Below are 26770 nucleotides of genomic sequence, written 5' to 3' on the forward strand. Positions count from 1 at the left end.
AGTTTATTAGTTACTACATATTTTTCTAGGAGGGAACAAAGATGATACAAAATACGATGCTACAAACATCTGCTTTACAATCTCCTTCAACGAGCGGTACACAAAATAAATCAACCCCCTCAGATACGATTAAACAATTCTCATCCTATTTAGAAAATGCGATTAGTCAAGTGGCGGATCAAGAGAAAACATCTCATGTCATGTCAACAGAATTTGTTAAAGGGAACGTCAATGTGGATCAAGTCATGATTGCTTCGGAACAAGCACTGCTGAGTTTGCAGTTAACCAATCAAATTCGAAATAAAGTGGTTGAAGCTTATCAGGAAATCATGCGGATTCAAATGTAATAGAGGTATGATTAGCAAAAGTTCGGATGAGGTGACGGAGTGAACGAGAGAATCGCCCAGTATAGAGAGAAGATATCTCAGTATTGGAACAAATTTACCAAAAAACAAAGGATATTACTGATTTCTACGGTGGTGTTTCTCATCATTGCCATCGTTGCGCTTACGATTCAATTCTCTAAAACGGAGTATGAAGTAGCGTTTACTGATCTTAGTGCAGAGGATTCAGCTGGGGTCATGAGCTATCTTGAAAGTGGAAATATTCCTTTTGAGTTAAATAAAGATGGGACAAGCATTTCAGTACCCAGCACACAAGCGGCAAGAGTGAAAGTAGATGTTGGATCACAAGGATTAATTCAGAACGGATCGATTGGTTACGATATCTTTGAACAAAACGGTTCGATGATGGGTTCGACAGATAAAGAATTCGAAGTCAAATACGCTAACGCTTTTAATGGCGAGATTGAACAAATGCTCCGGACTATGCAGGGAGTACAAGATGCAAAAGTATTAGTTAATCTTCCTGAAAAAAGTTTGTTTGCTGGCTCTGATCAAGAAACAGCTTCCGCTTCCGCAGTCCTGACTTTTCAGCCGGGGTATCAAATGTCACAGAAGGCAGTGGACGGATATTTTAACTTAATGAAGACTGCGGTACCAAACTTACCCTTGGAAAACATCACAATATCTACGAATCAGGGTGAAGAACTTCAACCAACCGAGCGTGGCGGAGGCAGTGGACTAGGTGAAGTACAAGAGAACATGGCGCTTCAGAAAAAATATGAGGGCGATGTTCAAAAGAGTGTAAAAGAATTTTTAACAGGTATCATCGGTAACACCGATATTAATGTGCTTGTGACATCAAATCTGAACTTCGACAAAGTGAACGAAACTCAAAATCTGGTTACTCCGGTAGATGAAGAGAACATGAAAGGGATTGAGATCAGTGTTCAAGATATTCAGAGTAGTTACACAGGCGGTACTGCAGAAGATGGCGGTGTAGCAGGAACAGGAGAAGGGGATGTTGTAAACTACCCAGCTGCTGGTTCTGAGACTTCAAGCGGAGAAGATAGTTCCACGACAATCAATTACGAGGTTAACCGAATCGCAAAGGAAATCGTTCAAAGTCCATACACTGTAAAAGATTTAACCATTAATGTAGCAGTTGAACCACCACAAGGACAAGAAATTTTAGATGACCCAACAAGAGATGCGATAGAAACAGTTTTAGTGAATATTGTGAGAGCGTCACTTGCAAATTCAGGAAGTACATATAATGACGCAGATCTAGAAAAGAAAGTCTCTGTACTATCCAAACCATCGCAAGCGGCCACAAATACCCAGACAGGAATTCAGTTGTCTTCTGGTATGATATGGGGCTTAGCAGCGGGTGCTGTATTACTACTAGCAGGCGGAGGATACTTGATTTATCGAAATCGCCGTAAGAAGGAAGAGGAATATGAGGAAGATGATCTTCCGCTTCAGATTCCAACCGAATTTCCTTCTGTCAATTTAGAAACGGTCACAAATGAAAGTCAGGTACGTAAACAACTGGAGTCACTCGCGAAGAAGAAACCGGATGAATTTGTTGATTTGCTTCGGACTTGGCTTGCTGATGAATAGGGGTGAGAGACTTGGTTAAGGCATCAGGAAACGGATTAACAGGAAGACAAAAGGCAGCAATCCTACTCATAACATTAGGACCTGAGGTATCAGCCCAAATTTTCAAGCATCTACGAGATGAAGAGATAGAGCAGCTAACTTTAGAAATTGCAAATGTAAGAAAAGTAGAAGGTGGAGAAAAAGAACTCATTATGTCTGAGTTCCACCAAATTTGTTTGGCCCAAGAATACATTTCACAAGGCGGTATTAATTACGCACGGGAGATTTTAGAAAAAGCACTCGGATCTCAAAAAGCGCTGGAAGTGATTAATAGGCTAACCGCTAACCTTCAGGTCAGACCATTTGACTTTGCTAGGAAGGCGGATCCGAATCAGATTCTTAACTTTATACAAAATGAGAGCCCGCAGACGATTGCACTTGTCTTATCTTACTTGCAATTTGAACAAGCAGCGGCCATCCTTTCCTCTCTTCCGCAAGAGAAGCAAGCGGATGTTGCAAGGCGGGTTGCAGTAATGGATAGCACTTCACCAGAAGTGATCGCCCAAGTAGAAAGAGTACTTGAACAGAAATTATCTTCCACGGTTACGCATGATTACACGAATGCAGGCGGTATTGAATCGATCGTTCAAATCCTAAATGGAGTTGACCGCGGAACAGAGAGAACGATACTTGATTCTCTGGAAATACAGGATCCTGAACTGGCGGAAGAAATCAAGAAACGGATGTTTGTCTTCGAGGATATCGTTAATGTCGATGACCGGTCCATTCAGCGAATCGTTCGAGATATTGATAATGCTGATCTACAGCTTGCACTTAAGGTGGCGAGCGAAGAAGTTCGGAATTCCATCTTTAACAATATGTCTAAACGCATGGCGGAGACCTTTAAGGAAGAAATGGAATTCATGGGACCTGTTAGATTACGTGATGTAGAAGAAGCACAAACCCGGATCGTTGCAACGATTAGAAGACTGGAAGAAGCTGGTGAGATTATTATTGCTCGCGGCGGAGGAGATGATATCGTTGTCTAATCTGATTAAATCCTTTGAGTATGTACCCGTTGATACCCATAAGCAGGTGAAATCGGTTCATGAGTATGGTGAAAAATCAGGTGTTGAAGCGAGTTCTGATCATAATGAGAGAATAGAGGAAGAAGAACAAAAGCCAACGGTTGATGAAGAATCGATTCGAATGAAGCAGGAAATGCTCGAAAATGCGAAAGACTTTGCTGAAAGGCAAGTGCGTGAGGCCGCAGCAGAAGCGGAGCGATTACTCCAAGAAGCTAAGGAACAAATTGCTTCTTGGTGGGAAGAAAAAAGACTTCAAGATGAGCATCTGATGGATGCCCTTCGTTCAGAAGGATATCAGCAGGGTTATCATGAGGGTGCAGACAAGGCAAAAGAAGAGCTTCAAACTTATATGGAAGAAAAAATGTCAGAAGCACAGATGGTGCTGAGTGAAGTTTACGAAGCCAAAGAACAGATTATACAGGAAGCAGAACCTTTTCTAGTTGAACTCAGCACGGCAATTGCAGAGAAAGTAATCGATCATCAGCTTTCAACAGACCCGAGTCTTATGATTGAACTGATTCGAAAGAACTTGGCAAGAAAAAGAGAACAAGGCGTTATCACGTTATGTGTATCTCCTAAGGAATTTTCATTTGTCCAAGCTGCTAGAGAGGAATTGACTTACGCGATCGACTCCCAAGCTGAACTGAAAATATTGCCGGATGCTTCCGTTCGCGATAAAGGATGTGTTATTCGTTCTTCCTTCGGAAGTGTCGATGCCAGAGTGGATACACAACTCACCGAAATTAAGAAAGAATTGATCCGGGTAGCGCTGGATAGCGAGGAGCGAAACGAATTCATATGAAGGTTCTTAGTTCACAGCGATACATGGATCAACTAAAGCAACTGGACCCGGTTCGTATTAACGGAAAAGTTACTCAGGTGATCGGACTGATGGTTGAATCAGAAGGTCCGGATGCAAGCATAGGAGATGTCTGTTACATTTATCCGACGAATTCGACCGTTCCGCTGAAAGCAGAAGTGGTTGGATTCCGAGATAATAAAGTGCTTCTGATGCCGCTTGGTGATCTACAGTCGATTGGTCCTGGCTGTGATGTGGTGGGAACGGGGAAACCTTTGAATATTCAAGTCGGATCTGAACTTCTGGGTAAAGTACTCGATGGTCTAGGACAACCTCTGGATGGTTCACTAATTCCCGCCCGAATGCAGCGCTATTCAACTTCAAGTGCACCCATTAATCCACTGAATAGACCCAGAGTGCTTGAGCCCATTAGTATTGGTGTTCGTGCAATTGATGGACTGCTTACGATTGGTAAAGGACAGCGGGTGGGGATCTTTGCCGGATCAGGGGTTGGTAAAAGTACCTTGATGGGTATGATTGCCCGTAATACATCCGCAGATGTCAATGTGATTGCTCTTATCGGGGAACGGGGACGGGAAGTATTAGATTTTATTGAACGAGATCTTGGGCCTGAAGGGTTGGAACGTTCTGTTGTTATCGTGGCTACATCGGATCAGCCCGCACTTGTGCGTATCAAAGGAGCACTAATTGCAACTACCATTGCAGAGTATTTCCGAGATCGCGGCATGAATGTCATGCTGATGATGGATTCGGTGACAAGGTATGCGATGGCTCAACGTGAAGTTGGTCTTGCGGTTGGTGAGCCGCCAGCAATGAGAGGTTACACACCTTCCGTATTTGCTAGTCTACCTAAACTATTGGAACGAGCGGGAACGGGTCCTGTAGGATCGATTACTGCCTTTTACACGGTCCTTGTGGATGGGGACGACATGAATGAGCCGATTGCTGATGCTGTCCGTGGTATTCTCGATGGACATATTGTGCTGAACCGGGGAATTGCGAATAAAGGACATTTTCCAGCTATAGATGTGCTCGCGAGCATAAGCCGGGTGATGAAAGATATTGCTCCTGCGGAACAGATTGATGCAGCTGAAAATATTAAACGTCTCATGTCGGTCTATAAAAACTCGGAGGATCTAATTAATATTGGTGCTTATCAAAAAGGTTCGAATATAGAGATCGATGAGTCGATTGACCGAATACAGGATATATGGCGGTTTACTCAGCAGAAGGTAGATGAAAAAGTAGTATTGGATGAAGTAAGACAAAGACTAATTACCGAGTTTGCAAGGAGATGACTTAGTACATTATGGGGTTTACTTATCATTTTCAAAAAGTTGTGGATCTCAAGTCGAAGGAGAAAACACAGGCAGAGTGGCTTCTTTCTTCTGCTATTGGTAAACTGCAAGCCGAGGAAAATCATTTGCTGGAACTTGTGAGAGATCGAGAAAATCTCATGGAAGGCATTTCTTCTTTCTCACTGCAAAGCGCTTCGGCTTCTAGTTTACAGGAGATGAATCGTTACGTTCACTATCTAGATGAATGCATCACCCGTAAAAATAATGATGTGGCTCATGCCGAAGTGAACGTAAAACAAAACCAAGCTTTTTTGAACGATAAAATGCTGGATGAAAAAGTGTGGAACCAGGCGCGAGAAAAAGAAAAAATGCATTATCAACAGGAGATGCTCCTTAGAGAACAAAATGAACTGGATGAAATGGCAACGGTGCGCTTTGCTGTAAGAGCACGTTAAAGAATGTGCGGGCGTGATGCACCGAAGGAGGAATGATGTTTGGTAGACAAGGATCGAGAGGAACTGGAGCGAGAGTCCGGAGGGGCTTGGGAGAAATTTATGATTATTGCAATCCCTGTCGTCTTTTGTCTCGTACTGGTTGTTGTACTGCTCGTCGTTCTGAATGTTGATTTCAGAAAAAATGCAATCGATATTGCGAGTAAAATTCCGATAGTGAAAGAATGGATACCAGAGGAAGCTTTAGATCCAGAGACCCAAAAAGAAAGGCAAGCCGAGAAACAAATCGAAAGCAATAAGGCAGTCATCGATAAATTAAAGACACAGCTTGCTGATGCGAAAACGGAGCTAGAGCAGGTGCAACAGGAAAAAGCTGAACAGGATAGCAATGTACAGAAATTAGAAGATGAAATAAAAGAGTTACAAGTAACAACGAGTTCTAGCGATAATGCTACAGCGTCAGATGAAACAGAAACATTAGACCCTTACGAAAAGCAAGTGAAAGAACTCGCAAAAATGTACGGCCAAATGAAGCCGAGTAAGGCAGCTCCTATTATTCAAAGTATGACGCTTGAAGAGCAGGTTCAGCTTCTTGCGGAGATGAAATCAGACGCACAACGTAGCATTCTTGAAAAAATGACGCCTCAAGCAGCTGCTGAAGTTACAGCGGCACTAAAAAATACAACGACTTCTGAAAGTCGGGCCATTGCAGCGTTACAATCCAAAATGAACGACAAACAAGCCACATCAACGACTACATCTAACAGCCGAAACTTGGATAAAAATGAGCTGACTCAAACCTTTTCGTCGATGTCAGCAGACAATGGTGCAAACTTAATTCTTGAGACATATAAACTAAGTCCAGATCAAGCCATCACGATTTTAAAAACAGTAGATGATGCAACAAGATCAAAATTACTAGATCAAATGTCTTCTGCTGATGCTGCTGTCTCTGCAAAAATATTAAATCGTTTGATGGGGAGTAAGAATTAGGTGATATTTTTTATGAAGTGAGAGGAGGTGAAAAAAACGAATGATATCTTCTTTTTCACAAGTAGGAAAAGCAGTTAGTTTGGTGGATTCTGGATCTGAGGCAAGTAAGACTACTGGAAACGAATCATCGGGGTTTCTTGCGGCTTTGCAAGTGAACATGCAGACAACAAGTGAGGGAATGAATCAAGCGGGCAGCAAGGAAGCACCGGCCATGTTTACATTTCTAACTGTAAATTCAGATGAAAGTGTTGCTCAGGAACTTACCACAAGTACTTTGGACGAAGCTACTCTTACCATGGAAGCAGAAACGATAATTGATGACCTCATTACAACGCTTGAGCAAGAAGAAGATGAAAAAAATAGTGAAGAACATGAGGAAATGATATCCAATCTGAAAGGGTGGCTGCAGCAAGCCTTATATTATCTCTATCCTGTAAATAATGAAGAATCAGCAGAGCAAAACGTATCTACTCAAGCCATTAATGCACTCTCAGAGCAGTCGGATACAGTAAAGTATGCACTGCAAGAAGTACTACATCAATTGGTAGAAGCAAGTAAAACAAATTCAGAAGCAGCTGCACCATTAGAAGATCTTATACATACCAAGGAGCAGCTTATCGTAAATCTGAAAGAGATTTTAGGGAAATCAGAAGTAAAAACAGAGGCCGTTACTAAATTAAATTCACTGATGACCGAACTTAGCCTGATTGCAAAAAGCAACCCCACTTCATCAGAAAAAGCAATGTTTTCTATAGAACCTCCGCTCCTTTCAGGGGATGTTGAGATTTCCGAAAACGTCGGTGAACAAAACGGTAGTAACAAGCTAGCAGCAAAAGAAATGATCAAAGTAACGACTCTTGATGAGTCAATACAGCAGAGTGTAGATCCCGAATCTTCTCAGGAAGTGAATTCCGAGGAAACGCAGGATAATCAAGCGACAAACCTTATCACTGCAGGACAGTTAGCTTTAAAGAATGGGACAGCACCACTAACTAGATCAGAAACGGTCATACCGGTTCAACAATTTTCTAAAGAGATGTCTGAATTTGTCGTCAGTAAATTTGAAATTGTGAAGCAACAGGGAATGACAGAAGCAGTTATTTCTTTAAGACCTCAACATTTAGGTCAACTGGACGTGCAGTTATCGATGCAAAATGGTCATTTGATTGCAAAGTTCATGACAGAGCATGCAGGAGCGAAGGATTTGCTGGAACAACAAATGACGCAGTTAAGAGCTGTACTTCAGGCTCAAGGGATTCAGGTAGAACGACTTGAAGTCACCCAGAACACTTCATTATCGTCACATCTGTATCAGGACGGTGGTAGTTCAAACGGACAGCCTGGTAACCAGCGCAGATCTAAAGAACGAGAACAAAGCAATGAAGATCTACTAACTACAGTGGAGATACAAGATGAGCTTCGTGCATGGATGCAGGAGCAGCAAGAATTAGAGTTATATACAGAAGGCGATCAGACGAGCGGATTCACTGCGAAAATATAATGAGCGAAGCGGGGTGTGAAAATGTCAGCAGATATTATTTCAACTATGAATATTTGGCCTAACTATTCAGCTTCCAATGTAACTACAGCAGCGGGTAAAGAATCCTCAGATGCGATGGGTAAGGATCAATTTTTAAAAATACTGATTACTCAGTTACAGAACCAGAATCCGATGCAGCCGATGGAAGATAAAGAATTTATCGCTCAAATGGCTCAGTTTACTTCTGTAGAACAATTATCGAATATATCGGGTCAACTTCAAAATTTATCGCAATCTTTAGGTGCGGTTTCTGGCCTAATTGGAAAACAAGTAAGCTGGATTGGTACAAGCGAGGGGTCAAATGATGGTGCTGTTCAAAGTGGTGTCGTGGAATCCATTATTATTCGGGATCAAATGCAGTATGCAGTTATTAATGATAAGGAAATTGCGTTAAAAGACATTACTCAGATCAGTGATGTAAAAACAGAAGAAATAGTCTTGGAAGCCAGTGCCTCTTCTGATGAAAAAGTTGATGTAAGCGAAGAAGCTGATGGAGCTGAGGGATGAGTGGCGGCTCTGTAAGAGTAGGTCAACTCTATACAAGTACAGTTAATTCACCCATCACACGTGATACCAATAAGTCAGTATCTGAAGAAACTATTTCTTTTAACAAACTATTTCATGATGAGTGCATAAAGCTTAGTAATCATGCTTCTAAAAGATTAGAGCAGCGAGGTATAGAGCTGGGTAAAGATCACTTAGAGAAGATTGCAGAGGCTGTTGATAAGGCTGCGGCCAAAGGTTCCAAAGAAACGCTTGTGCTGATGGAAGATACCGCTTTTATTGTAAATGTAAAGAACCGAACGATCGTAACTGCGGTGAATGGACCCTCGTTATCAGAAGGTGTATTTACGCAGATTGATAGTGCTATTATCATTCCTTAATTATCTATATGAGGCTGGACCTAACGGAAAGCCTGAGGGTTGCGGATCGACAGAAGCAGCCAATCAACCAATCGGAGGTAAAATAATTATGCTTAAATCCATGTACTCCGGAGTATCCGGCATGAGAGGGTTCCAAACGAAGCTGGATGTCATCGGTAATAACATTGCAAACGTGAATACTACAGGATTTAAATCGAGCCGAGTGATGTTTAAGGATATTATGAGTCAAACTACTGCAGGTGCAACCTCCCCTACGGATGAAACCGGCGGTGTGAATTCTAAACAGGTTGGGCTTGGAGTTAGTGTAGGATCTATCGATACGATGCATCTAGCAGGTAGTGCACAGACCACGAATAATCCAACGGATCTTCGTCTGGAAGGAGACGGATTTTTCCTTGTCAGCCTTTCGGAAGATCAGGAAGTTCCTTACCTGACACGGGCTGGAGATTTTCATGTGGATGCCAATCGCAGACTGGTTACCTCGGATGGATTGTTCGTGCTTGATTCAGGCGGTGCTCCCATTACGCTTGATGATGAGGTAGTCGCTTTTTCTATCGGTCAGGATGGAACCATTAACCAACAAATGGCGGATGGAACGATGGAAGCTGGCGTACAACTAGGGATCGGTAAAGTATCTAACCCGAGCGGCCTTGATAAAATCGGAGGCAATTTGTATCGAATGACAATGAATGCAAATCTCGACGGGGAGCTGGAGATTGTAACGGCAAATAATGCGGAAGCAGGTACGGGTTCCATCGTGGCCGGTCAGCTTGAGATGTCAAACGTTGATTTAACCGGAGAGTTTACAGAGATGATCGTTGCGCAGCGTGGTTTTCAGGCCAATTCCCGCATAATTACCACTTCTGATGAAATACTTCAAGAAGTCGTCAATCTTAAACGTTAATGACTAGTATCTGCACAGGGAAGCGAAGCGTGCTCCCTGAGGCAGGTTACTGCAGGAGGTATCTAGAGATGATAGCAGTTACAAAGCTAAACGGAGAAAGCCTATTTTTAAATGCGTTGCTCATTGAGACTGTGGAAGAAACACCGGATACATACATCACCCTGATCACAGGTAAACGTTTAATTGTACTTGAAAAAGCAGATGAAGTAATTCGTAAGATCAAGGAATATAACCGGGGAATCGGTATCCATGCGGCGACAATTAAATTGCAGCAGCAAACGGAGGATATGTAAATGAAGAAAATGTTACCCTGGATCTCTACCATTATGCTTGCCGTTACACTTATCGTGCTGGTGACCATCATCATGAAGGGTCAGATGAATGCAGGAAACGAACAGCCAACTTCGAAAGTGAGCGACAACAAACCACATCTATCAGCAGATGAAATTGTTGAGGTAAGTTCAGAAATTATCGATATCAAAACAAATTTGGCCGATCCTAATTATCTTGTGCAAATGAACTTTGCCATTCAATTGGATAGTAAAAAAGCGAAGGAAGATTTTGAGAAAATTAAAGATTTGATTGTGACTCCGATTATTATTCAAAAGCTGGCAGACACAAGCCCTGAAACGCTGAATGTAACGTCAGGAAGAAAGAAATTCAATAGCGAGTTGAAAGTATTAATTAACAAAGAACTTACAGAAGGCCAATTACAAGATATCCGAATTACGAAGTTTCTTTCGACGCCAATGATGTAATGTGTCCCGGCTCAATTTTAAACCTGCAAGGGGGTGAATGAAATGGTTGATGTATTATCACAAAATGAAATTGATGCCCTCCTCGCAGCTCTTTCCTCTGGAGAAATGGATGCTGAAGAGCTGAAAAAGGAAGATAGCCAGAAGAAAATAAGGTCGTACGACTTTAAAAGAGCAGTTCGGTTTTCTAAAGATCACATTCGAAGTTTAACCCGAATTCATGAAAACTTTGCTCGGTATCTGACGACATATTTTTCCGCTCAGCTACGAACGTTTGTTCAGATCAATGTAGTGCAAGTAGAACAATTGCCTTATGACGAGTTTATTCGCTCTATTCCTAAAATGACCATTTTGAATATATTTGAGGCAGAACCGCTTCAAGGGAGAATGGTACTTGAGGTGAATCCGAATGTTGCTTATGCAATGCTCGATCGTCTGCTTGGGGGTCCAGGTACATCTACTGCGAAAGTAAACACCATGACTGAGATTGAAATCATCATTATGGAGCGTATTTTCAGTAAAGCATTCGACAGTTTGCAAGAAGCATGGAAAACGGTTCTTGATATTAAACCTCGTATGGAGGCCTTGGAGACGAATCCACAGTTTATGCAGATTGTATCGCCGAACGAGACGATTGCTCTGATCTCGCTCAGCACGAAGATTGGGGATACGACAGGTATGATCAACCTTTGCATTCCACATGTAGTTGTAGAGCCGATCATGTCAAAACTTTCAACCCATCAATGGTTTATATCGGAGAAAAAATCGCGAGCTCCTGAAGAAATGGTAGCTTTGAAAGAAAGAGTGAAGAAAGCCAAACTCCCGATTATTGCGGAGCTCGGTGAATCCCAGATATCGATTGCTGAGTTTTTGTCGCTTGGAGTCGGCGATGTGATTGCACTAGGTAAACCGGTAAACGAAGGATTAACCATTAAAGTAGGCGAAAAGGCCAAATTTATAGGAAGTCCAGGCAGTCTCAGAGACCGAGTAGCAGTACAGATAGATGAGATCCTCATTGAAGGAGTTGAAGAACTTGACGAGTAAAGACTTTTTGTCTCAGGAAGAGATCGATGCTTTATTAAAGCAAACAGAATCTATTTCCAGCGGTGAGCCGGTAGTGCAAACAGTGGATGATTATTTGACCCCACTCGAACAGGATGCCCTCGGTGAGATTGGGAACATCACATTTGGCAGTGCGGCTACGGCACTTTCCACTTTGTTAGGTAATAAGGTAGATATAACGACACCGAAAATTTCTATTATTAAAAGGTCAGAGTTTGAGCAGGAATTTCCCAAACCTCATGTGACCGTTCATGTCACTTATGTAGACGGTTTTGAAGGAATTAATTCACTCGTAATCAAGAAGAGAGATGCTCAGGTCATCGCTGATCTCATGCTTGGCGGTGAAGGGAATCCTAAGGACGAAGAACTGAATGAAATTCATATCAGTGCTGTTCAAGAAGCAATGAATCAAATGATGGGTTCATCAGCCACATCGATGTCTACTCTATTTAATAGATTCGTTAATATATCCCCGCCAAGTATAGATATTCTAAACACAACTAGCGGAGAAGGGTTAAATAATTTCCCGGTAGATGAGACGATGATTAAAGTTTCATTCCGTCTACTTATTGGGGATTTGATTGATTCTACGATTATGCAACTGCTGAGAGTGGATTTCTCTAAAGATATGGTGAGAATGCTGATTCATGGCACGGAAGAGATGGAAGAGGTATCTACAGGTAATGTGACTGAAACAATGGCACCGGTAGAAGAAGCAGTAAGTGCGCCGCCACAACCTGCAACCTATGAGTCTCCTGCTTATGAGCAACCAATGCATCAAGCAGAGGAGAATGTTCCTTATCAGGATCCTTGGCAAGCACCTATACCGCAGCAGCAGAACCCATATCAAAATTACCCAAACCAAGGTATGCAGCAACCTGCGCAAATGTCGAATCCAGAGCCGCAACATTACGGGAACATGCACGCTCGTGGTGTAAATGTGCAACCAGTACAGTTCGCAAACTTCCAAAACGGTGCTTTTGGGCAACCAAGCGACAATAATTTGAATTTATTGATGGACATACCACTAAAGGTAACCGTAGAATTAGGAAGGACCCAAAAGCAAATTAAGGATATTCTGGAATTGTCTCAAGGCTCCATCATTGAACTCGATAAACTGGCCGGTGAGCCCGTGGATATACTTGTCAATCAGAAGTTGATTGCTAAAGGTGAAGTGGTTGTCATTGATGAGAATTTTGGAGTACGAGTAACCGATATCGTAAGCGAGTGGGACCGACTACAGAAAATACAATAAGCAACATATTCAAGGAGGATTTTAATTAACATGGCAAATCGAATTTTAATCGTGGACGACGCAGCATTTATGAGAATGATGATACGGGATATTTTGAGCAAGAACGGGTTTGAAGTTGTCGGAGAAGCTCAGGACGGAGCACAGGCAATTGAAAAGTTTAAAGAACTTCGTCCTGACTTGATCACGATGGATATTACGATGCCGGAGATGGATGGTATCGCTGCACTTAAAGAAATTAAGAAAGTGGATCCTAATGCCAAAGTGATTATGTGTTCAGCGATGGGACAACAAGCCATGGTTATTGATGCGATTCAAGCAGGAGCCAAAGACTTTATCGTGAAGCCTTTCCAATCGGATCGCGTAATTGAAGCGATTAATAAGACATTAGGCATTTAATGTAAATGGCAGATTCAGGTCAAACGGATTCTTGGGGATCAAGTTACTTTGGTTCGATCCTCTCTGTCGTATTCGTACTTAGTATCATCGTCATATGTATTGTTCTTTTGATCCGTTTTTTGGGAAGAAAGAATCAATCTTTTTTTCAAAAACGGACGATGAGAGTTATCGGTGGAGTGGGGCTTGGACCTAGCAAGTCACTTCAAATCGTCGAAGTTGGCAGCAAACTTTATATTCTTGGGATTGGAGACGATGTGCATATCATTGACACTTTGTCTGAGCCTGGGGAAATCAGAGCACTAGTAGCTCAGTTTGAAAGGGAAGGGACATCAGAACCTTCCTTCGCCAAACTTATTACAGGTGTAAAGAATAAGCTCAGTAAAAATAAAGCGGAATCCTTTGATATGGAAGAAGCTTCATTTAGTGCGTTATTTGAGAAAAAACTTCGAGAGATGCCTGATCGTAAGGATCAAATGGAACGCTTGCTTGAAGAAGAAGAAACAAGAGAGCGGTCGAGAGATTCATGAACAAAAAGATGGTAATAGTTTGCTTACTATGGGCGGTTCTCCATCTCATGATGGGGACGGAAGCGTACGCGCAGCCAATTCCGGATATCAATATTGAGATTGGGAATGGGGATAGTGGAGAGCCCAGCACAAGCTCTTTATCCATCATTCTTTTTGTAACCATTATCAGTATTGCACCCGCCATTCTAGTACTGATGACAAGTTTTACTAGAATCGTCATCGTTTTAAGTTTTGTACGAACATCACTGGGTACCAATCAAATGCCGCCAAATCAGGTGCTCGTTGGACTAGCCCTTTTTCTTACCTTATTTATTATGTCTCCAACGATATCTACCATTAATGATGTTGCGCTTCAGCCTTACTTAAAGGGTGAAATAACACAAATGGAGGCACTGAGTGAAGCTACGGAACCCATGAAGAAATTTATGTTTTCACATACAAGGGAAAAAGACTTACTTCTGTTCATGGATTATAACGGGATGGAAAAGCCGGAAACTTATGAGGATATTCCGCTCACTGTCATGGTTCCTGCGTATGCAATCAGTGAACTGAAAACCGCTTTTCAGATGGGATTCATGATTTTCATTCCTTTTTTGGTCGTCGATATTGTTGTGTCAAGTACCCTTATGGCAATGGGGATGATGATGTTGCCGCCGGTCATGATTTCTCTTCCGTTCAAAATTCTTCTTTTTGTACTGGTGGACGGCTGGTATCTCGTAGTTAAATCTTTACTCCTTAGCTTCAGTCCGTAAGTCAAGGATCATCTAGACATTGGGAGGTGGCGCCTTGACAGGGGATTTTATCATTGAGCTAGCAGGGCAAGCGATATTTGTCGCTTTGAAAATAAGTGCCCCCATGCTGGTCCTTGGACTTGTTGTAGGGCTGATCATTAGTATTTTTCAAGCAACAACGCAGATTCAAGAACAAACGTTAGCTTTTGTTCCCAAGATTGTAGCGGTTCTTTTGGCACTACTGTTATTTGGCCCTTGGATTCTCGCATCGATGGTTGATTTCACTTATAACATCTTGGACAATCTTCACAATTATATCGGGTAGGTTGATCAATCATGGAGATGATACTTCAAGGATTTTCTGTAGCTTTGCTAATTTTTTGTCGAATAACAGCTTTTTTTGTAGTAGCGCCGGTGTTTTCTACACCAGGGGTACCTCAAATTTTCAAAATAGGACTATCTGTCTTTATCACGATTATTGTTTACTTAACTTTTGGTACGGACCAGGTTATTGCGATGGATGCAGCTTACGTACTACTTATATTCAAGGAAGTCTTAATGGGACTGCTGTTAGGTTATGTTGCACTTCTCATGATTACGGCCATCCAAACCGCAGGAGCGTTCATCGATATCCAGATTGGTTTTAGTATGGCAAACGTGTTTGATCCGATGACAGGTACATCAGTACCTCTCACAGGGAACTTGAAGTACGCTTTTGCAATTCTATTGTTTCTAACGATGAATGGACATCACAGGATGCTGGATGCCATCGTATACAGTTATAGATGGGTGCCTCTTGCTGGAAACGATATCTTTCGGGCATTTGCAGACGGCAGTGTTGCAGAACTTCTGATCCGTGCCTTTGCACAAGCTTTTATGCTTGCGTTCCAGATGGCTGCACCGCTAGTGGTTGCTTTATTTATGACAGACGTAGGGCTTGGGTTTCTTGCGAGAACGGCACCGCAGTTTAATGTCTTTGTTATAGGGGTTCCACTGAAAATCATTGTGGGTCTTTCCATGATGTTACTCGTTGTACCAGGCTTTCTATACATTTTCGAAAATCTGTTTGGTGTATTATTTGAAGCAATGCAGGGTGTCTTAGAGGTAGTTGGTCAGAGACCTTAAGTAAGACAAATGCGGGAGGAGAGTAGGATGAGATTTAAACTGGACCTGCAGATGTTTTCCGGAGAGAAGACAGAAAAAGCGACGCCCAAGAAACGCCAGGAGTCAAGAAAAAAAGGGCAAGTTGCCAAAAGTATGGAAGTTTCCGGAGCGGCCATTTTGCTCACCTGCTTTATGTGTTTCGTTGTTTTTGGAGATTTTTATAAAGAACGAATAACCTATGCTTTTACAGATATCTTTATGAACAGGCTTAGCATGGATGTTACGATACCGAATGTGATGTCCATGTTCGGACAGCTCGGCATTCAGATTCTTATTATTCTTGCTCCTGTTTTTGCGGCTGGCGTTATTGTCGGAATCCTCGTGAATTATTTACAAGTCGGCTTTCTGCTTACTGGAGAAGGGGTTACTCCCAAGTTTAGCAAGCTTGATCCTATAAAAGGGCTTAAAAATATTCTATCCATGAGATCCATTGTGGAGCTGCTCAAATCAGTTTTGAAAATGCTCATTATCGGTTTTCTTGTGTATAACATTTTGTGGGGGGCAAAAGATCAGTTTGCAAAACTCAGCCATTTATCATCAGAGGGAATTCTGACCTTCGCTGCAGAGATGACCAAGAAACTGGGTCTTAATATAGGAATCGCATTATTTGTCCTTGCTATACTCGACTACATGTACCAGAAATATGAATATGAGAAGAACATTCGAATGTCCAAGCAAGATATTAAAGATGAGTATAAAAAAATGGAGGGTGACCCCCTTATTAAAGGAAAGATTCGTGAACGCCAAAGACGTATGGCGATGCAGCGGATGATGCAAGAGATTCCAAATGCGGATGTCATCATTACGAATCCAACCCATTTTGCTGTAGCGCTGAAGTACGATGGAAATGAAATGGATGCTCCAAAGGTGATTGCAAAAGGAGCGGATCACGTAGCACTCCGAATAAGGGAGATTGCTAAGGATAATGGAATTATGCTTATGGAAAATAAGCCGCTGGCAAGAGCATTGTTTCAACGTGCGGAGATTGGCGACTCCATTCCTGCGGATCTCTTTCAGGCGGTCGCTGAAGTATTAGCATATGTGTATAACTTAAAAGGCAGAAATAAACCATCGGGGAATCGGAGGCACAGAAACCAGTGAAAATAAAAGAGTTATCAGTCCTAGTTGGAATTATCGGCATTGTGCTCATGATGATTCTACCTATACCCGTTGGATTACTGGATGTCCTTTTGGTCATCAACATTGCAATTGCGCTCATGATCTTGCTGGTAGCTATGAACACAAAGGAAGCTTTGGATTTCTCTATCTTTCCTTCTTTACTGCTTGTAACGACTTTATTTCGACTATCTTTGAACATATCAACGACCAAACATATTCTTGCTGAAGCCTATGCCGGAAAAGTGGTTGCGACTTTCGGAAGTTGGATATCCAGTGGACAACCCATTGTTGGTTTTATCGTGTTCCTGATCCTGGTTGTTGTCCAGTTTATTGTTATAACGAAGGGGTCTGAACGTGTCGCTGAGGTAGGAGCAAGATTTACGCTGGACGCGATGCCGGGTAAACAAATGAGTATCGATGCTGATCTCAATGCTGGTCTTATTAACGAACAACAGGCAAAAGAGAGACGTAGTAAAATTGAACGAGAAGCTGACTTTTACGGGGCTATGGATGGTGCAAGTAAGTTTGTTAAAGGAGATGCGATTGCAAGTATTGTTATCTTGCTGATCAATCTCGTCGGTGGATTCATTATTGGGATGGTTATGTTAGGAATGAGCTTTGGCGATTCCTTATCTACATATTCCCTGTTAACCATTGGGGATGGACTGGTAAGCCAGATTCCCGCACTACTTATCTCCACAGCTTCCGGACTGATTGTAACTAGAGCAGCATCAGATGGAACATTTGCGGATGATATTACAGGTCAGTTATTTTCATATCCAAAGCTCATGTATATCGTTGCAGCTACGGTAACTTTCCTGGGAGTCTTCACGCCAATCGGTCCGATTACAACCTTGCCTCTGGCGGGTCTGCTATTTTTCGGAGGTTGGAAGATGCAGAAGAATCTCAATAGTAAGCAGATTTCCGAAGAACAGATGGAAGAAGAACAACAGATTGAAGAAGTTCGAAGTCCGGAGAGTGTAATTAATTTGCTTCAGGTGGATCCTATTGAATTTGAGTTTGGTTATGGACTCATTCCTCTTGCCGATACCGGACAAGGTGGAGACTTACTGGATCGGATCATTATGATCCGCAGACAGTGTGCGCTTGAGCTCGGTCTTGTCGTTCCTGTGATTCGGATCCGCGACAATATACAGCTTAGACCTAGTGAATATGTAATCAAGATCAAAGGCAACACTGTGGGCGGCGGAGAATTGTTACTTAACCATTACTTAGCAATGAGCCCAGGATATGATGATGATTCGATCAGCGGTATTGAGACCATGGAACCGGCTTTTGGGCTTCCAGCGTTATGGATAGATGAGTTGACGAAAGATCGTGCAGAGTTGTCAGGGTACACCGTTGTTGATCCTCCATCTGTTGTTGCAACACATCTGACAGAACTTATTAAGAGACATGCACATGAACTGTTAGGACGACAAGAAACCAAAGCAATTATAGATAATTTAAGAGAAAGTTATCCAGCACTAGTAGATGAACTCATTCCTTCTGTACTCTCGATTGGAGATATTCAGAAAGTTTTGGCTAAGTTGCTCAGAGAGAAGATCTCAATACGTGACATGGTGACGATCGTAGAGACATTAGCGGATTATGGTACATATACAAAAGACCCAGATGTTCTCACTGAATATGTAAGACAAGCTCTATCAAGACAAATAACTCAGCAGTATACCCTGAAAGGGGAGACGATGCGGGTGATTACAGTAGGACCTAATCTTGAGAAAAAAATTGCCGAGAGTGTCCAGCAGTCGGAGCAAGGGAGCTATTTAGCACTAGATCCTGTATCAAGTCAAACGCTGTATCAAAAATTGACAGAACAAGTCAATCGTCTGATTCAGTCGGGTCAACAACCTATTGTTCTTACATCACCTACCATTCGGATGTATCTCCGTCAGATTATCGAAAGAACGATGCAAGATATACCTGTGTTGTCGTACAGTGAGCTAGAACCAAATGTTGAAATTCAAAGCGTTGGGGTGGTGAACTTATGAAAATGAAAAAATACATCGTTGATACCATGCCCGAGGCCATGAAACTCATTCGGAATGAACTTGGACAAGATGCAGTGATCCTGTCTACCAAAACAGTTCGAGCAAGTGGTTTAGCAGGAATACTGCGCAAACACAAGATCGAAGTCATCGCAGCAGTTGAAGAAGACAAAGTACAGCCAAAGGAACCTGTCCAGGTTCCTCCTGCTGTCATTCAGACAATGCCAAGGAATGCGGTTCCTGAAGTGTATCGAAAAGCAGGGAATTTTAATGAAAAAGAAACAATTGCCCAGTCTTTATCAGAAACGAACGAAATAAAGCCAAAGGCGACTCTGCAACACAAAACACAAGAATCAGAAGAATTTCCGAGTCTTCCTGCAGAGTTACAGCCGCACCCAGAAGGGGCGGATTTTTCCGTTTCTTCAAGACAGGAGCAGTTGAATGGAGAAATGGAAGCAGGAAGTCTGACGGAGAAACTTCTCCAAGAGATCAGTCAAATGAAAACGTTTATGGCTACGCTCGCTGAGAGTCAATCTAATGAAGCAAGTTTACCTGGAAATTTGAATGAGATTCGCACAAAGCTGAAAGATCAAGGAATCGCCACGGACATTTGGAGCAGCTGGATGGATTCAGCAAAGCGGACTATTCAGGTTTCGGAGGAAGAAGCAGGAGAAAGCATCGTTAGACCTCTGATTGAGGAGTTTTTATCAGAACGGATTACGGACGGAATTAACAAGTCCACTCGAATTGTGTACGTGGCAGGCCCGACAGGCGTAGGCAAAACAACAACGATAGCGAAACTTGCTGCAGAGCAAATGTTCAAGCATAAACGAAAGGTGGGGCTCATTACTGCTGATACGTATCGTATTTCCGCTGTTGAACAGTTGCGGACGTATGCTGCGATTCTCGGTATCCCACTTGAAGTCGTGCAGTCACCGGCGGATACCATAAGAGCACTGGATCATCTCTCTGATTGTGATTTGATTCTTATGGACACAGCGGGCCGTAATTATCGTAATGAGATCACCGTCTCCGAACTCAAAAGCTTGCTGCCGGATGATCCGGAAAGCGAACTTGTTGTGGTACTTAGCCTGACAGCCAAAACAGAAGACATGCTTACGATACTGGGTCACTTTCATAAATATGGAACACCAAAATTGATTTTTACAAAAATCGATGAAACAGACACACTTGGAGCGCTCTTCAACGTCCTGAAACAGTATCCAAGTAAGCTAGCTTACATTACTACGGGGCAAAACGTACCGGAGGATATTATGCTTCCTGATCCAAAAAAATTAGCTGATTTCATTCTTGGGAGTGAGCCGTCATGATAGATCAGGCGGCTTCTCTAAGAGAAATGATGTTAAACAATTCCCTTCCCCAGCTGAATGAGGAGAATTTAGTTCAGACAAAGAAAAGGAATCAAGCCAGACTCATTGCGATTTCGAGCGGTAAAGGAGGTGTAGGTAAATCAAACTTTACACTTAATCTCGCTTTAAAACTGCATGCAGCTGGCAAAAAGGTGTTGGTGTTTGATGCGGATCTAGGGATGGCAAATATCGATGTATTAATGGGCGTGTCTTCTAGATTCAGTCTATATCATGTGCTCAAGGGAGAAAAAAGAATTCAAGATATTATTCAGTTTGGTCCACATGGACTGCCCTATGTGGCAGGTGGATCAGGGCTCATCGAACTTTTGTCTCTAACCGAAGAAGATATTCACGGTTTTACATCTGACCTGGAGCATCTATCTGGGGAATTTGATTATATTTTGTTTGATACCGGAGCCGGTCTTTCTCTGGAGAACAGGCGTTTTATCGCCGCTGCTGATGAGTGTATTGTGGTTACGACGCCGGAACCTACTTCTATTACGGATGCTTACGCATTAATAAAAGTGATGCACAGACACCTTAGTGATCCTGTAGCTTTTAGCATTGTGGTGAATCGGGCTGAGAACCGAAGGGAAGCGGAACAAGTCAGCGCTAAAATTGGACTTGTTGCGAAGCGATTTTTAAATGCTACCATTCCTTTGCTGGGGTATGTTTCAGACGATCAGCATGTTATGCGAGCTGTGAAGAAACAAACACCTTTTACGGTGATGTATCCGCAGTGTACTGCATCCCGAGACATGGAAAGAATTGCGTCGGGATATATGGATCTTGCATTACCTTTGACACAGAATACACAAGGATTCAAAGGATTTATGAACAAATGGTTAAAGAAAACCATCTAATGTAGGTTTCACTTAAATTCAGGGGTGTCAAACATGTCAGTCTATCAAGTACTTGTTGTAGATGATTCAGCTTTTATGAGGAAAATCATTACCGATTTAATTGAACAAGATCCCGCTTTTAAAGTGATGGAGACAGCAACTACTGGAAAAGAAGCGATAGAAAAAGCAAGAGAACATCATCCTGATTTAATAACAATGGATGTAGAGATGCCTGTACTTAACGGTCTAGATGCTCTTAAAGTAATCGTGGCTGAGGATGAAATCCCGATTATTATGCTCTCAGGAATCAATGAAATGGGTTTGCGAGAGACAATTATGTCGCTGGAAGCGGGAGCATTTGATTTTATACGAAAACCGTCAATCAACCATGGACAGGACATTGAAGAAGTTGGGAACGAGCTTCGGAATCAGATGAAAGAAGCCATGCTAATGAAGGCAAGGCGCGCTGAAAGAAAATTGAGTGAAGAATCGCTGACAGAAAAAGTAGACTTGCAAACACAAGAGCAGCATGAAGTTCCATCTCTCAACATTCAAAAATTGAATCATCCTCATTTGTATAAGTCTCGTCCTGCAAAAGATACACAAACGAAAGAATCGAAGCCGGTTTTTTCGCCGAAGCCGGTCACAAATAAGAATAATAAGAGTACTAAGGATAATAAGAACGATGAAAAAGTCAAGAATAGCACTCAGAAAAAAACGATAGTTTCTTCACCTGAAATTCCTGTTTCTTTGAAAACTCATGATGTATCCCAAGTGTTTAGCCGCAAAAATGTAACGGTTACGCTGGAGGATACACAAAGTGAAAAACAAAAGACGAATACGATGATCCAGCAACTGGTAGCCATTGGATGTTCTACAGGTGGACCACGGGCGCTTAAATCATTGTTATCCCAAATTCCTAAGAATTTTCCCGCTCCCATCGTCATTGTGCAGCATATGCCGCCTGACTTTACCAGATCGCTTGCGAATCGCATTGATTCATTTAGTCATATTCGGGTAGTTGAAGCAGAGCAAGGAATGCATCTGGAAGCAGGAGTAGCGTATATTGCTCCAGGCGGATATCACATGAGGGTGATTGAAGTGACAAATGGGAAATATGAACTTCGCTTAAGCCAGGAAGAAATCGTGAATGGACATCGCCCTTCCGTAGATACCCTATTCGAATCCATTATCCCCTATTCTAAACTGCAGAGGCATATTGTTCTTCTTACAGGGATGGGCAGTGATGGAGCTAGGATGATGAAGCGTCTTTACGATACAGGAGTGTGTTCCACTTTTGCGGAGAACGAAGAAAGCTGTGTTGTGTATGGAATGCCGCGAGCAGCAGTAGAACTCGCCTGTGTTCAGCAAGTATTGCCTCTAAAAGAATTAACCTCGAAGCTGATCCAAGCGGTTATGAACCAAACCTAATTCACGAAGGGGGTATTTCAAAGTGGATATGAATCAATATTTGTCCATGTTTATTGATGAGTCTAACGATCATCTACAATCTTTGAACGAAAAAATGCTAGAGCTTGAACAAAGTCCCGAAGATTTATCTATCGTTCAGGTGATTTTTAGATCTGCACATACATTAAAAGGGATGGCAGCAACGATGGGGTTTGAGGATCTTGCTTCTCTGACGCATAAAATGGAAAATGTGCTTGATCTCGTTCGAAACGAAAAAATGAAAATGAAAGAATCGATATTTGATGTTTTATTCCAGAGTCTGGATGCACTCGAGTCCATGGTACAGGATATTATGGCAGGCGGAGAGGGAAAACTGGATGTCTCCCATATTGTTTCTTCCTTACTAGCGATTGAAAAAGGAGAAGAGAATTCACCTTCTGAGGTAAAAGCTCCACATGTTTCTGGTACAGACACTGCTTCTTCAATGCCCTTGCTTGATGAATTCCAAAGCTCTGTACTCTTACAGTCGATTCATGATGGCGCAGGAGTGATGTTTATACAAGTTAGCATTAGCAGAACAAGTCAGTTAAAATCGGTTCGTGCTTATATGGTGTTCGATCTGCTGGAACGATCGGGTGACATCATTAAGACAGAGCCATCCGTTCAGCAAATAGAACAAGATCAATTTGAATATGAATTTTCATTATATTACATAACACAGATGCAATCGGAAGAGTTAAAGAAAGCAATTCTTAATATTTCAGAGATCGAAGAAGTGAATGTCACTCCATTAACTGAAGAAATGCTGGGGCTGGGGTCTAAAGAAGCGGCAGCTGCTACGGAAGTGATGGAAAAGTCTGAAGCAACACAAGAAACAGATACAAATAGTACGATGATTGAGAACACGGAAGCAGTACCAGGCGATGCAAAAGAGAAAACAGTTCGAGCTGCTTCAAAAACAAATACGGCAGCTGCAGCTTCTAAAACCATTCGTGTAGATATTGAACGGTTAGACGTTCTTATGAATTTATTCAGTGAATTATTAATCGATCGTTCCCGTTTAGAACAGCTCTCTAATGAACTGGAGCATACCGACTTAATCGAAACGGTTGCCCATATGAGCAGAGTAAGTTCGGACTTACAAAATATAGTACTTAAGCTTCGAATGGTTCCGGTAGATACCGTATTCAATCGGTTCCCAAGAATGATTCGAGATTTGGCCAAATCACTAAATAAAAAAGTGGATCTTGTTATTACAGGTGCGGATACAGAACTTGATCGTACGGTTATTGATGAGATTGGGGACCCGCTTGTTCATTTACTTCGTAACGCAGTAGACCACGGGGTGGAATCAATCTCGACCAGAGTGGAGTCGGGGAAATCCGAAACGGGTACCATTCAATTAAGGGCATTCCATAGCGGCAACCATGTATTTATTGAGATTGAAGACGACGGTGCCGGGATATACCGAGATAAATTACTTAAAATCGCTATATCACGTGGCGTCGTAACGGAAGCTGAATCCGCCGAGATGACAGATCAGCAAGTCTTTCAATTATTGTTTGCGCCTGGTTTCAGTACAGCAGAAACCATCTCAGACATCTCAGGCAGAGGCGTAGGTCTTGATGTAGTTAAGGCGAAAATCACTTCACTTGGTGGGAATGTGACCATTCATTCAGTCCCGGGAAAAGGAACGAATTTTTCGGTTCAACTGCCGCTGACTCTTTCTATTATCTCAGCAATGCTCATTAAGCTTGGAAGTGAGAAATATGCTATTCCGCTTTCTTCGATCGTAGAAACAGGCATTGTGAAAAAAGAAAAAATCCGTATGGTTCATGGAACCAAAATGATTTCATTTAGAGAAGCGTTAGTTCCTTTCGTGTCACTTGCTGAATTTTTTAATGTAGAAGATTACAGTGATGAAGTAGAGGATGAAATCGAGATTGTTGTTATTCGTAAAGGAGATCAGCTTGCAGCTTTGGCGATCGATGATTTTATCGGACAAAACGAAATTGTTATTAAAACACTGGGCAAATATTTACCGAATATTCAAGGGATTTCTGGGGCAACCATTCTCGGTGATGGACAAGTCGCACTAATCATTGATCCCAACGGCTTAATTAAATAATTCTTTGCAAGCGGAAGTTCTTATTACTTACTTAGGAGGCATTAATCATGGCAGAAGACATGAAAGTAATCGTTTTTAAGCTTGGGACAGAAGAGTATGGAATTGAAGTAGAACGTGTTCAGACGATTGAAAGAATGCTTCCGGTTACTCGTGTTCCAAAGACGTATTCGTTTGTAAAAGGTGTTGTTAATCTTCGAGGAGTCGTCATTCCGGTTATTGATTTAGGTGGACGTTTCTCCCTTCCAGAAGCAGAGTATACCGATCAAACACGAATTATTATCGTTACCGTTTCGGATATGCAGGTTGGTTTTATTGTTGATTCGGCCAATGACGTTGTAGATCTTAATGAAGATGATATTGAAACGCCTCCTGAAATTGTAGGAGGTATTAAAGCCAAATATTTAAGAGGAGTAGCGAAACTAGAAGAAGAAAGACTTCTCATTATGCTGAATCTCCATGAAGTATTGAATAAAAGTGAAATTATAAGTCTTGAGAGTATGGAAGGATAAATGATGGCTACAATCAATCAATTTCAGGAGTTTGAGATGGATATCTTGAAAGAGATCGGAAATATTGGAGCAGGGAATGCGGCTACAGCGCTTGCTACTCTGCTCAATAAACCTGTAGATATGGGTGTGCCGACTGTCCAGAGGGTTCCTTTCGAAGCCATAGCGGAAAGTGTTGGCGGTGATGAGAGTATTGTAGCTGCCGTTTATTTTCGGGTAGAAGGAGAGGCTCCGGGGAACATGTTTTTTATGATGACCCCGGAAGCCGCCAAACAGCTTTTGTACCATTTTAATTCGGAAGTAAGCTGTGAACATCTCGAATTTACGGAAATGGAATGCTCGACGATCTCTGAAATTGGAAATATTCTGGCTGGGTCATATCTCTCATCCCTTGCTGATTTCACTCGCTTAAAAATGTTCCCTACCGTGCCTGGATTTGCACTAGATATGGCAGGAGCTATTTTAAGTTACGGATTACTTCATATGAGTCACACTGCGGACGAAGCACTATTAATCGATACTCAATTTCTCGAAGGTCAGAACCAAGTACAAGGACAATTTTTTCTAATACCCGATCCTGAGTCTTTTCATGTCATTTTTGAGGCTTTGGGAGCGCCCTATCATGATTGAACAAAGAAACTTGGTAAAGGTAGGAATGGCGGATCTAAACATCATTACAGAACCGGGTATCATTCGTACAACAGGACTAGGGTCTTGTGTGGGTGTAACTCTATATGATCCACTAGCTAAAATTGCGGGGATGGCACATGTCATGCTGCCTTCCTCTTCTATTGCGAGAGAAGGTATTTTGAATAAGGCAAAATACGCGGATACTGCGATCGTAGAATTAGTAGAGAGAATGATTGAAGCGGGTGCATCAAGCACGAGACTCATTGCCAAAATGGCAGGGGGATCACAGATGTTTCAATTTGCTGGGGCTGGTGATACGTTACGTATTGGGCCTCGTAATACAGAAGTCTGTAAACAAATGATTAGAGAGCTTCGCATTCCTCTTCTTGCTGAAGATTGCGGCGGGAGTCATGGGAGAACCATTGAAATAGATCGGGACACTGGAATATTAACGATTCGAAGCGTACAGATGGGTGTGAAGGAACTATGAATAGAATGTTTGGGAATGTTCGAATCAATTTTTTAGCCGGATTTATTGGACTGATCATTACGTTTTTCGTTTCATTTAGCAGTAACTTACTATCTACAAGTCTTTTTCGGGCAGGGGCAGCTTTTATCATCTGGTTCTTACTAGCCTTTCTACTAAGGTACGTATTAGGCAGTGTATTGGCTTCTCCACCTGACAAAGGAGGTCCTGAGAGCCTGGAAGAAGGACAAGAGACGAAGGGGGCTCAGCTTGATGTGATTGCTCCAAATGATGATGAAGTGCTGAAGGATATTCTGAATTATGCTCAAGCAGAACCAAACGAAGAAAAAAAGAAACAATCTGCAGTGGAGAGCGGCTTTGAACCACTTAATCCTCCGAAAATTGTTCGGACAAAAGATGCTGAAGAATTAGCACAAGCCGTTCGTCACCTGTCAGGCAAATAGAGGAGGGAAACGAT

Annotated in this window: 30 protein-coding genes; all 30 read left to right on the plus strand. The window is 42.1% G+C overall.

Going from position 1 to position 26770, the window contains the following annotated elements:
• Window positions 1–41 precede the first annotated feature (41 nt).
• The 30 genes from fliE to H9647_RS04145 all read left to right on the plus strand — a co-directional run bounded on the left by fliE (window position 42) and on the right by H9647_RS04145 (window position 26756).
• Window positions 42–347 (plus strand): flagellar hook-basal body complex protein FliE, encoded by a 306-nt coding sequence (fliE, locus tag H9647_RS04000; RefSeq protein ID WP_191798364.1) that lies wholly within the window; start codon window positions 42–44, stop codon window positions 345–347.
• A gap of 39 nt (window positions 348–386) precedes the next feature.
• Complete coding sequence (gene fliF, locus H9647_RS04005; protein WP_191798366.1) at window positions 387–1964, plus strand: flagellar basal-body MS-ring/collar protein FliF; 1578 nt, start codon at window positions 387–389, stop codon at window positions 1962–1964.
• Window positions 1965–1975: 11 nt separating this feature from the next.
• Window positions 1976–2992 (plus strand): flagellar motor switch protein FliG, encoded by a 1017-nt coding sequence (fliG, locus tag H9647_RS04010; RefSeq protein ID WP_191798368.1) that lies wholly within the window; start codon window positions 1976–1978, stop codon window positions 2990–2992.
• Window positions 2985–3833 (plus strand): FliH/SctL family protein, encoded by an 849-nt coding sequence (locus H9647_RS04015; protein WP_191798370.1) that lies wholly within the window; start codon window positions 2985–2987, stop codon window positions 3831–3833. The genes fliG and H9647_RS04015 overlap by 8 nt, the downstream gene beginning before the upstream one ends.
• On the plus strand, window positions 3830–5149 hold the full coding sequence (gene fliI, locus H9647_RS04020) for a flagellar protein export ATPase FliI (RefSeq protein WP_191798372.1): 1320 nt from the start codon (window positions 3830–3832) through the stop codon (window positions 5147–5149). Before H9647_RS04015 ends, fliI begins: the two co-directional genes overlap by 4 nt.
• A gap of 11 nt (window positions 5150–5160) precedes the next feature.
• Entirely contained in the window at window positions 5161–5604 is a 444-nt protein-coding gene (gene fliJ, locus H9647_RS04025; RefSeq protein WP_191798374.1) for a flagellar export protein FliJ, read from the plus strand.
• Between the two features lie 39 nt (window positions 5605–5643).
• A complete protein-coding gene (locus H9647_RS04030) occupies window positions 5644–6594 on the plus strand; it encodes a MotE family protein (protein WP_191798376.1) in 951 nt (316 codons plus the stop codon).
• Window positions 6595–6634: 40 nt separating this feature from the next.
• A complete protein-coding gene (locus tag H9647_RS04035) occupies window positions 6635–8095 on the plus strand; it encodes a flagellar hook-length control protein FliK (protein ID WP_191798378.1) in 1461 nt (486 codons plus the stop codon).
• A 45-nt stretch (window positions 8096–8140) separates the two neighbouring features.
• Entirely contained in the window at window positions 8141–8641 is a 501-nt protein-coding gene (locus H9647_RS04040; RefSeq protein ID WP_225229027.1) for a flagellar hook capping FlgD N-terminal domain-containing protein, read from the plus strand.
• Window positions 8638–9018, plus strand: coding sequence for a TIGR02530 family flagellar biosynthesis protein (locus H9647_RS04045; RefSeq protein ID WP_191798383.1), 381 nt, complete (start codon window positions 8638–8640; stop codon window positions 9016–9018). The genes H9647_RS04040 and H9647_RS04045 overlap by 4 nt, the downstream gene beginning before the upstream one ends.
• 88 nt (window positions 9019–9106) lie before the next feature.
• Complete coding sequence (gene flgG / locus H9647_RS04050; RefSeq protein ID WP_191798385.1) at window positions 9107–9922, plus strand: flagellar basal body rod protein FlgG; 816 nt, start codon at window positions 9107–9109, stop codon at window positions 9920–9922.
• A 68-nt stretch (window positions 9923–9990) separates the two neighbouring features.
• Window positions 9991–10215, plus strand: coding sequence for a flagellar FlbD family protein (locus H9647_RS04055; RefSeq protein WP_191798387.1), 225 nt, complete (start codon window positions 9991–9993; stop codon window positions 10213–10215).
• Window positions 10216–10680, plus strand: a complete 465-nt coding sequence (locus H9647_RS04060) for a flagellar basal body-associated FliL family protein (protein WP_191798389.1) — start codon at window positions 10216–10218, stop codon at window positions 10678–10680.
• A gap of 42 nt (window positions 10681–10722) precedes the next feature.
• The gene (fliM, locus tag H9647_RS04065; RefSeq protein ID WP_191798391.1) at window positions 10723–11721 is read left to right on the plus strand and encodes a flagellar motor switch protein FliM; all 999 of its coding nucleotides are present in this window, start codon (window positions 10723–10725) and stop codon (window positions 11719–11721) included.
• Window positions 11711–12994, plus strand: a complete 1284-nt coding sequence (gene fliY, locus H9647_RS04070; protein WP_191798393.1) for a flagellar motor switch phosphatase FliY — start codon at window positions 11711–11713, stop codon at window positions 12992–12994. Before fliM ends, fliY begins: the two co-directional genes overlap by 11 nt.
• Window positions 12995–13024: 30 nt before the next feature.
• Entirely contained in the window at window positions 13025–13390 is a 366-nt protein-coding gene (locus tag H9647_RS04075) for a response regulator (RefSeq protein ID WP_191798395.1), read from the plus strand.
• 5 nt (window positions 13391–13395) lie between these two features.
• Window positions 13396–13917, plus strand: coding sequence for a flagellar biosynthetic protein FliO (locus tag H9647_RS04080; RefSeq protein WP_191798397.1), 522 nt, complete (start codon window positions 13396–13398; stop codon window positions 13915–13917).
• On the plus strand, window positions 13914–14669 hold the full coding sequence (gene fliP, locus H9647_RS04085; RefSeq protein ID WP_191798399.1) for a flagellar type III secretion system pore protein FliP: 756 nt from the start codon (window positions 13914–13916) through the stop codon (window positions 14667–14669). Before H9647_RS04080 ends, fliP begins: the two co-directional genes overlap by 4 nt.
• A gap of 34 nt (window positions 14670–14703) precedes the next feature.
• Window positions 14704–14973: a flagellar biosynthesis protein FliQ gene (fliQ, locus tag H9647_RS04090; RefSeq protein ID WP_191798401.1), complete on the plus strand. Its 270-nt coding sequence runs from the start codon at window positions 14704–14706 to the stop codon at window positions 14971–14973.
• A gap of 11 nt (window positions 14974–14984) precedes the next feature.
• Window positions 14985–15773, plus strand: coding sequence for a flagellar biosynthetic protein FliR (gene fliR, locus H9647_RS04095; RefSeq protein WP_191798403.1), 789 nt, complete (start codon window positions 14985–14987; stop codon window positions 15771–15773).
• Window positions 15774–15800: 27 nt separating this feature from the next.
• A complete protein-coding gene (gene flhB / locus H9647_RS04100) occupies window positions 15801–16913 on the plus strand; it encodes a flagellar biosynthesis protein FlhB (RefSeq protein ID WP_191798405.1) in 1113 nt (370 codons plus the stop codon).
• On the plus strand, window positions 16910–18943 hold the full coding sequence (flhA, locus tag H9647_RS04105) for a flagellar biosynthesis protein FlhA (protein ID WP_191798408.1): 2034 nt from the start codon (window positions 16910–16912) through the stop codon (window positions 18941–18943). Before flhB ends, flhA begins: the two co-directional genes overlap by 4 nt.
• Window positions 18940–20271, plus strand: a complete 1332-nt coding sequence (gene flhF / locus H9647_RS04110; RefSeq protein ID WP_191798409.1) for a flagellar biosynthesis protein FlhF — start codon at window positions 18940–18942, stop codon at window positions 20269–20271. The genes flhA and flhF overlap by 4 nt, the downstream gene beginning before the upstream one ends.
• Window positions 20268–21173 carry a MinD/ParA family protein gene (locus H9647_RS04115; RefSeq protein WP_191798411.1) on the plus strand — a complete coding sequence of 302 codons (906 nt, stop codon included), beginning with the start codon at window positions 20268–20270 and terminating at the stop codon, window positions 21171–21173. Before flhF ends, H9647_RS04115 begins: the two co-directional genes overlap by 4 nt.
• Before the next feature lie 33 nt (window positions 21174–21206).
• Window positions 21207–22583: a chemotaxis-specific protein-glutamate methyltransferase CheB gene (cheB, locus tag H9647_RS04120; RefSeq protein WP_191798413.1), complete on the plus strand. Its 1377-nt coding sequence runs from the start codon at window positions 21207–21209 to the stop codon at window positions 22581–22583.
• Between the two features lie 22 nt (window positions 22584–22605).
• On the plus strand, window positions 22606–24690 hold the full coding sequence (locus tag H9647_RS04125; RefSeq protein WP_191798415.1) for a chemotaxis protein CheA: 2085 nt from the start codon (window positions 22606–22608) through the stop codon (window positions 24688–24690).
• Between the two features lie 47 nt (window positions 24691–24737).
• Window positions 24738–25199 carry a chemotaxis protein CheW gene (locus H9647_RS04130; protein WP_191798417.1) on the plus strand — a complete coding sequence of 154 codons (462 nt, stop codon included), beginning with the start codon at window positions 24738–24740 and terminating at the stop codon, window positions 25197–25199.
• 3 nt (window positions 25200–25202) lie between these two features.
• Window positions 25203–25826 (plus strand): chemotaxis protein CheC, encoded by a 624-nt coding sequence (locus tag H9647_RS04135; protein ID WP_191798655.1) that lies wholly within the window; start codon window positions 25203–25205, stop codon window positions 25824–25826.
• Window positions 25819–26316, plus strand: a complete 498-nt coding sequence (locus tag H9647_RS04140; RefSeq protein WP_191798418.1) for a chemotaxis protein CheD — start codon at window positions 25819–25821, stop codon at window positions 26314–26316. Before H9647_RS04135 ends, H9647_RS04140 begins: the two co-directional genes overlap by 8 nt.
• Complete coding sequence (locus H9647_RS04145; RefSeq protein WP_225229028.1) at window positions 26313–26756, plus strand: hypothetical protein; 444 nt, start codon at window positions 26313–26315, stop codon at window positions 26754–26756. Before H9647_RS04140 ends, H9647_RS04145 begins: the two co-directional genes overlap by 4 nt.
• Window positions 26757–26770: the final 14 nt, after the last annotated feature.

This window comes from Paenibacillus gallinarum (assembly GCF_014836635.1).
GTDB lineage: Bacteria > Bacillota > Bacilli > Paenibacillales > Paenibacillaceae > Paenibacillus > Paenibacillus gallinarum.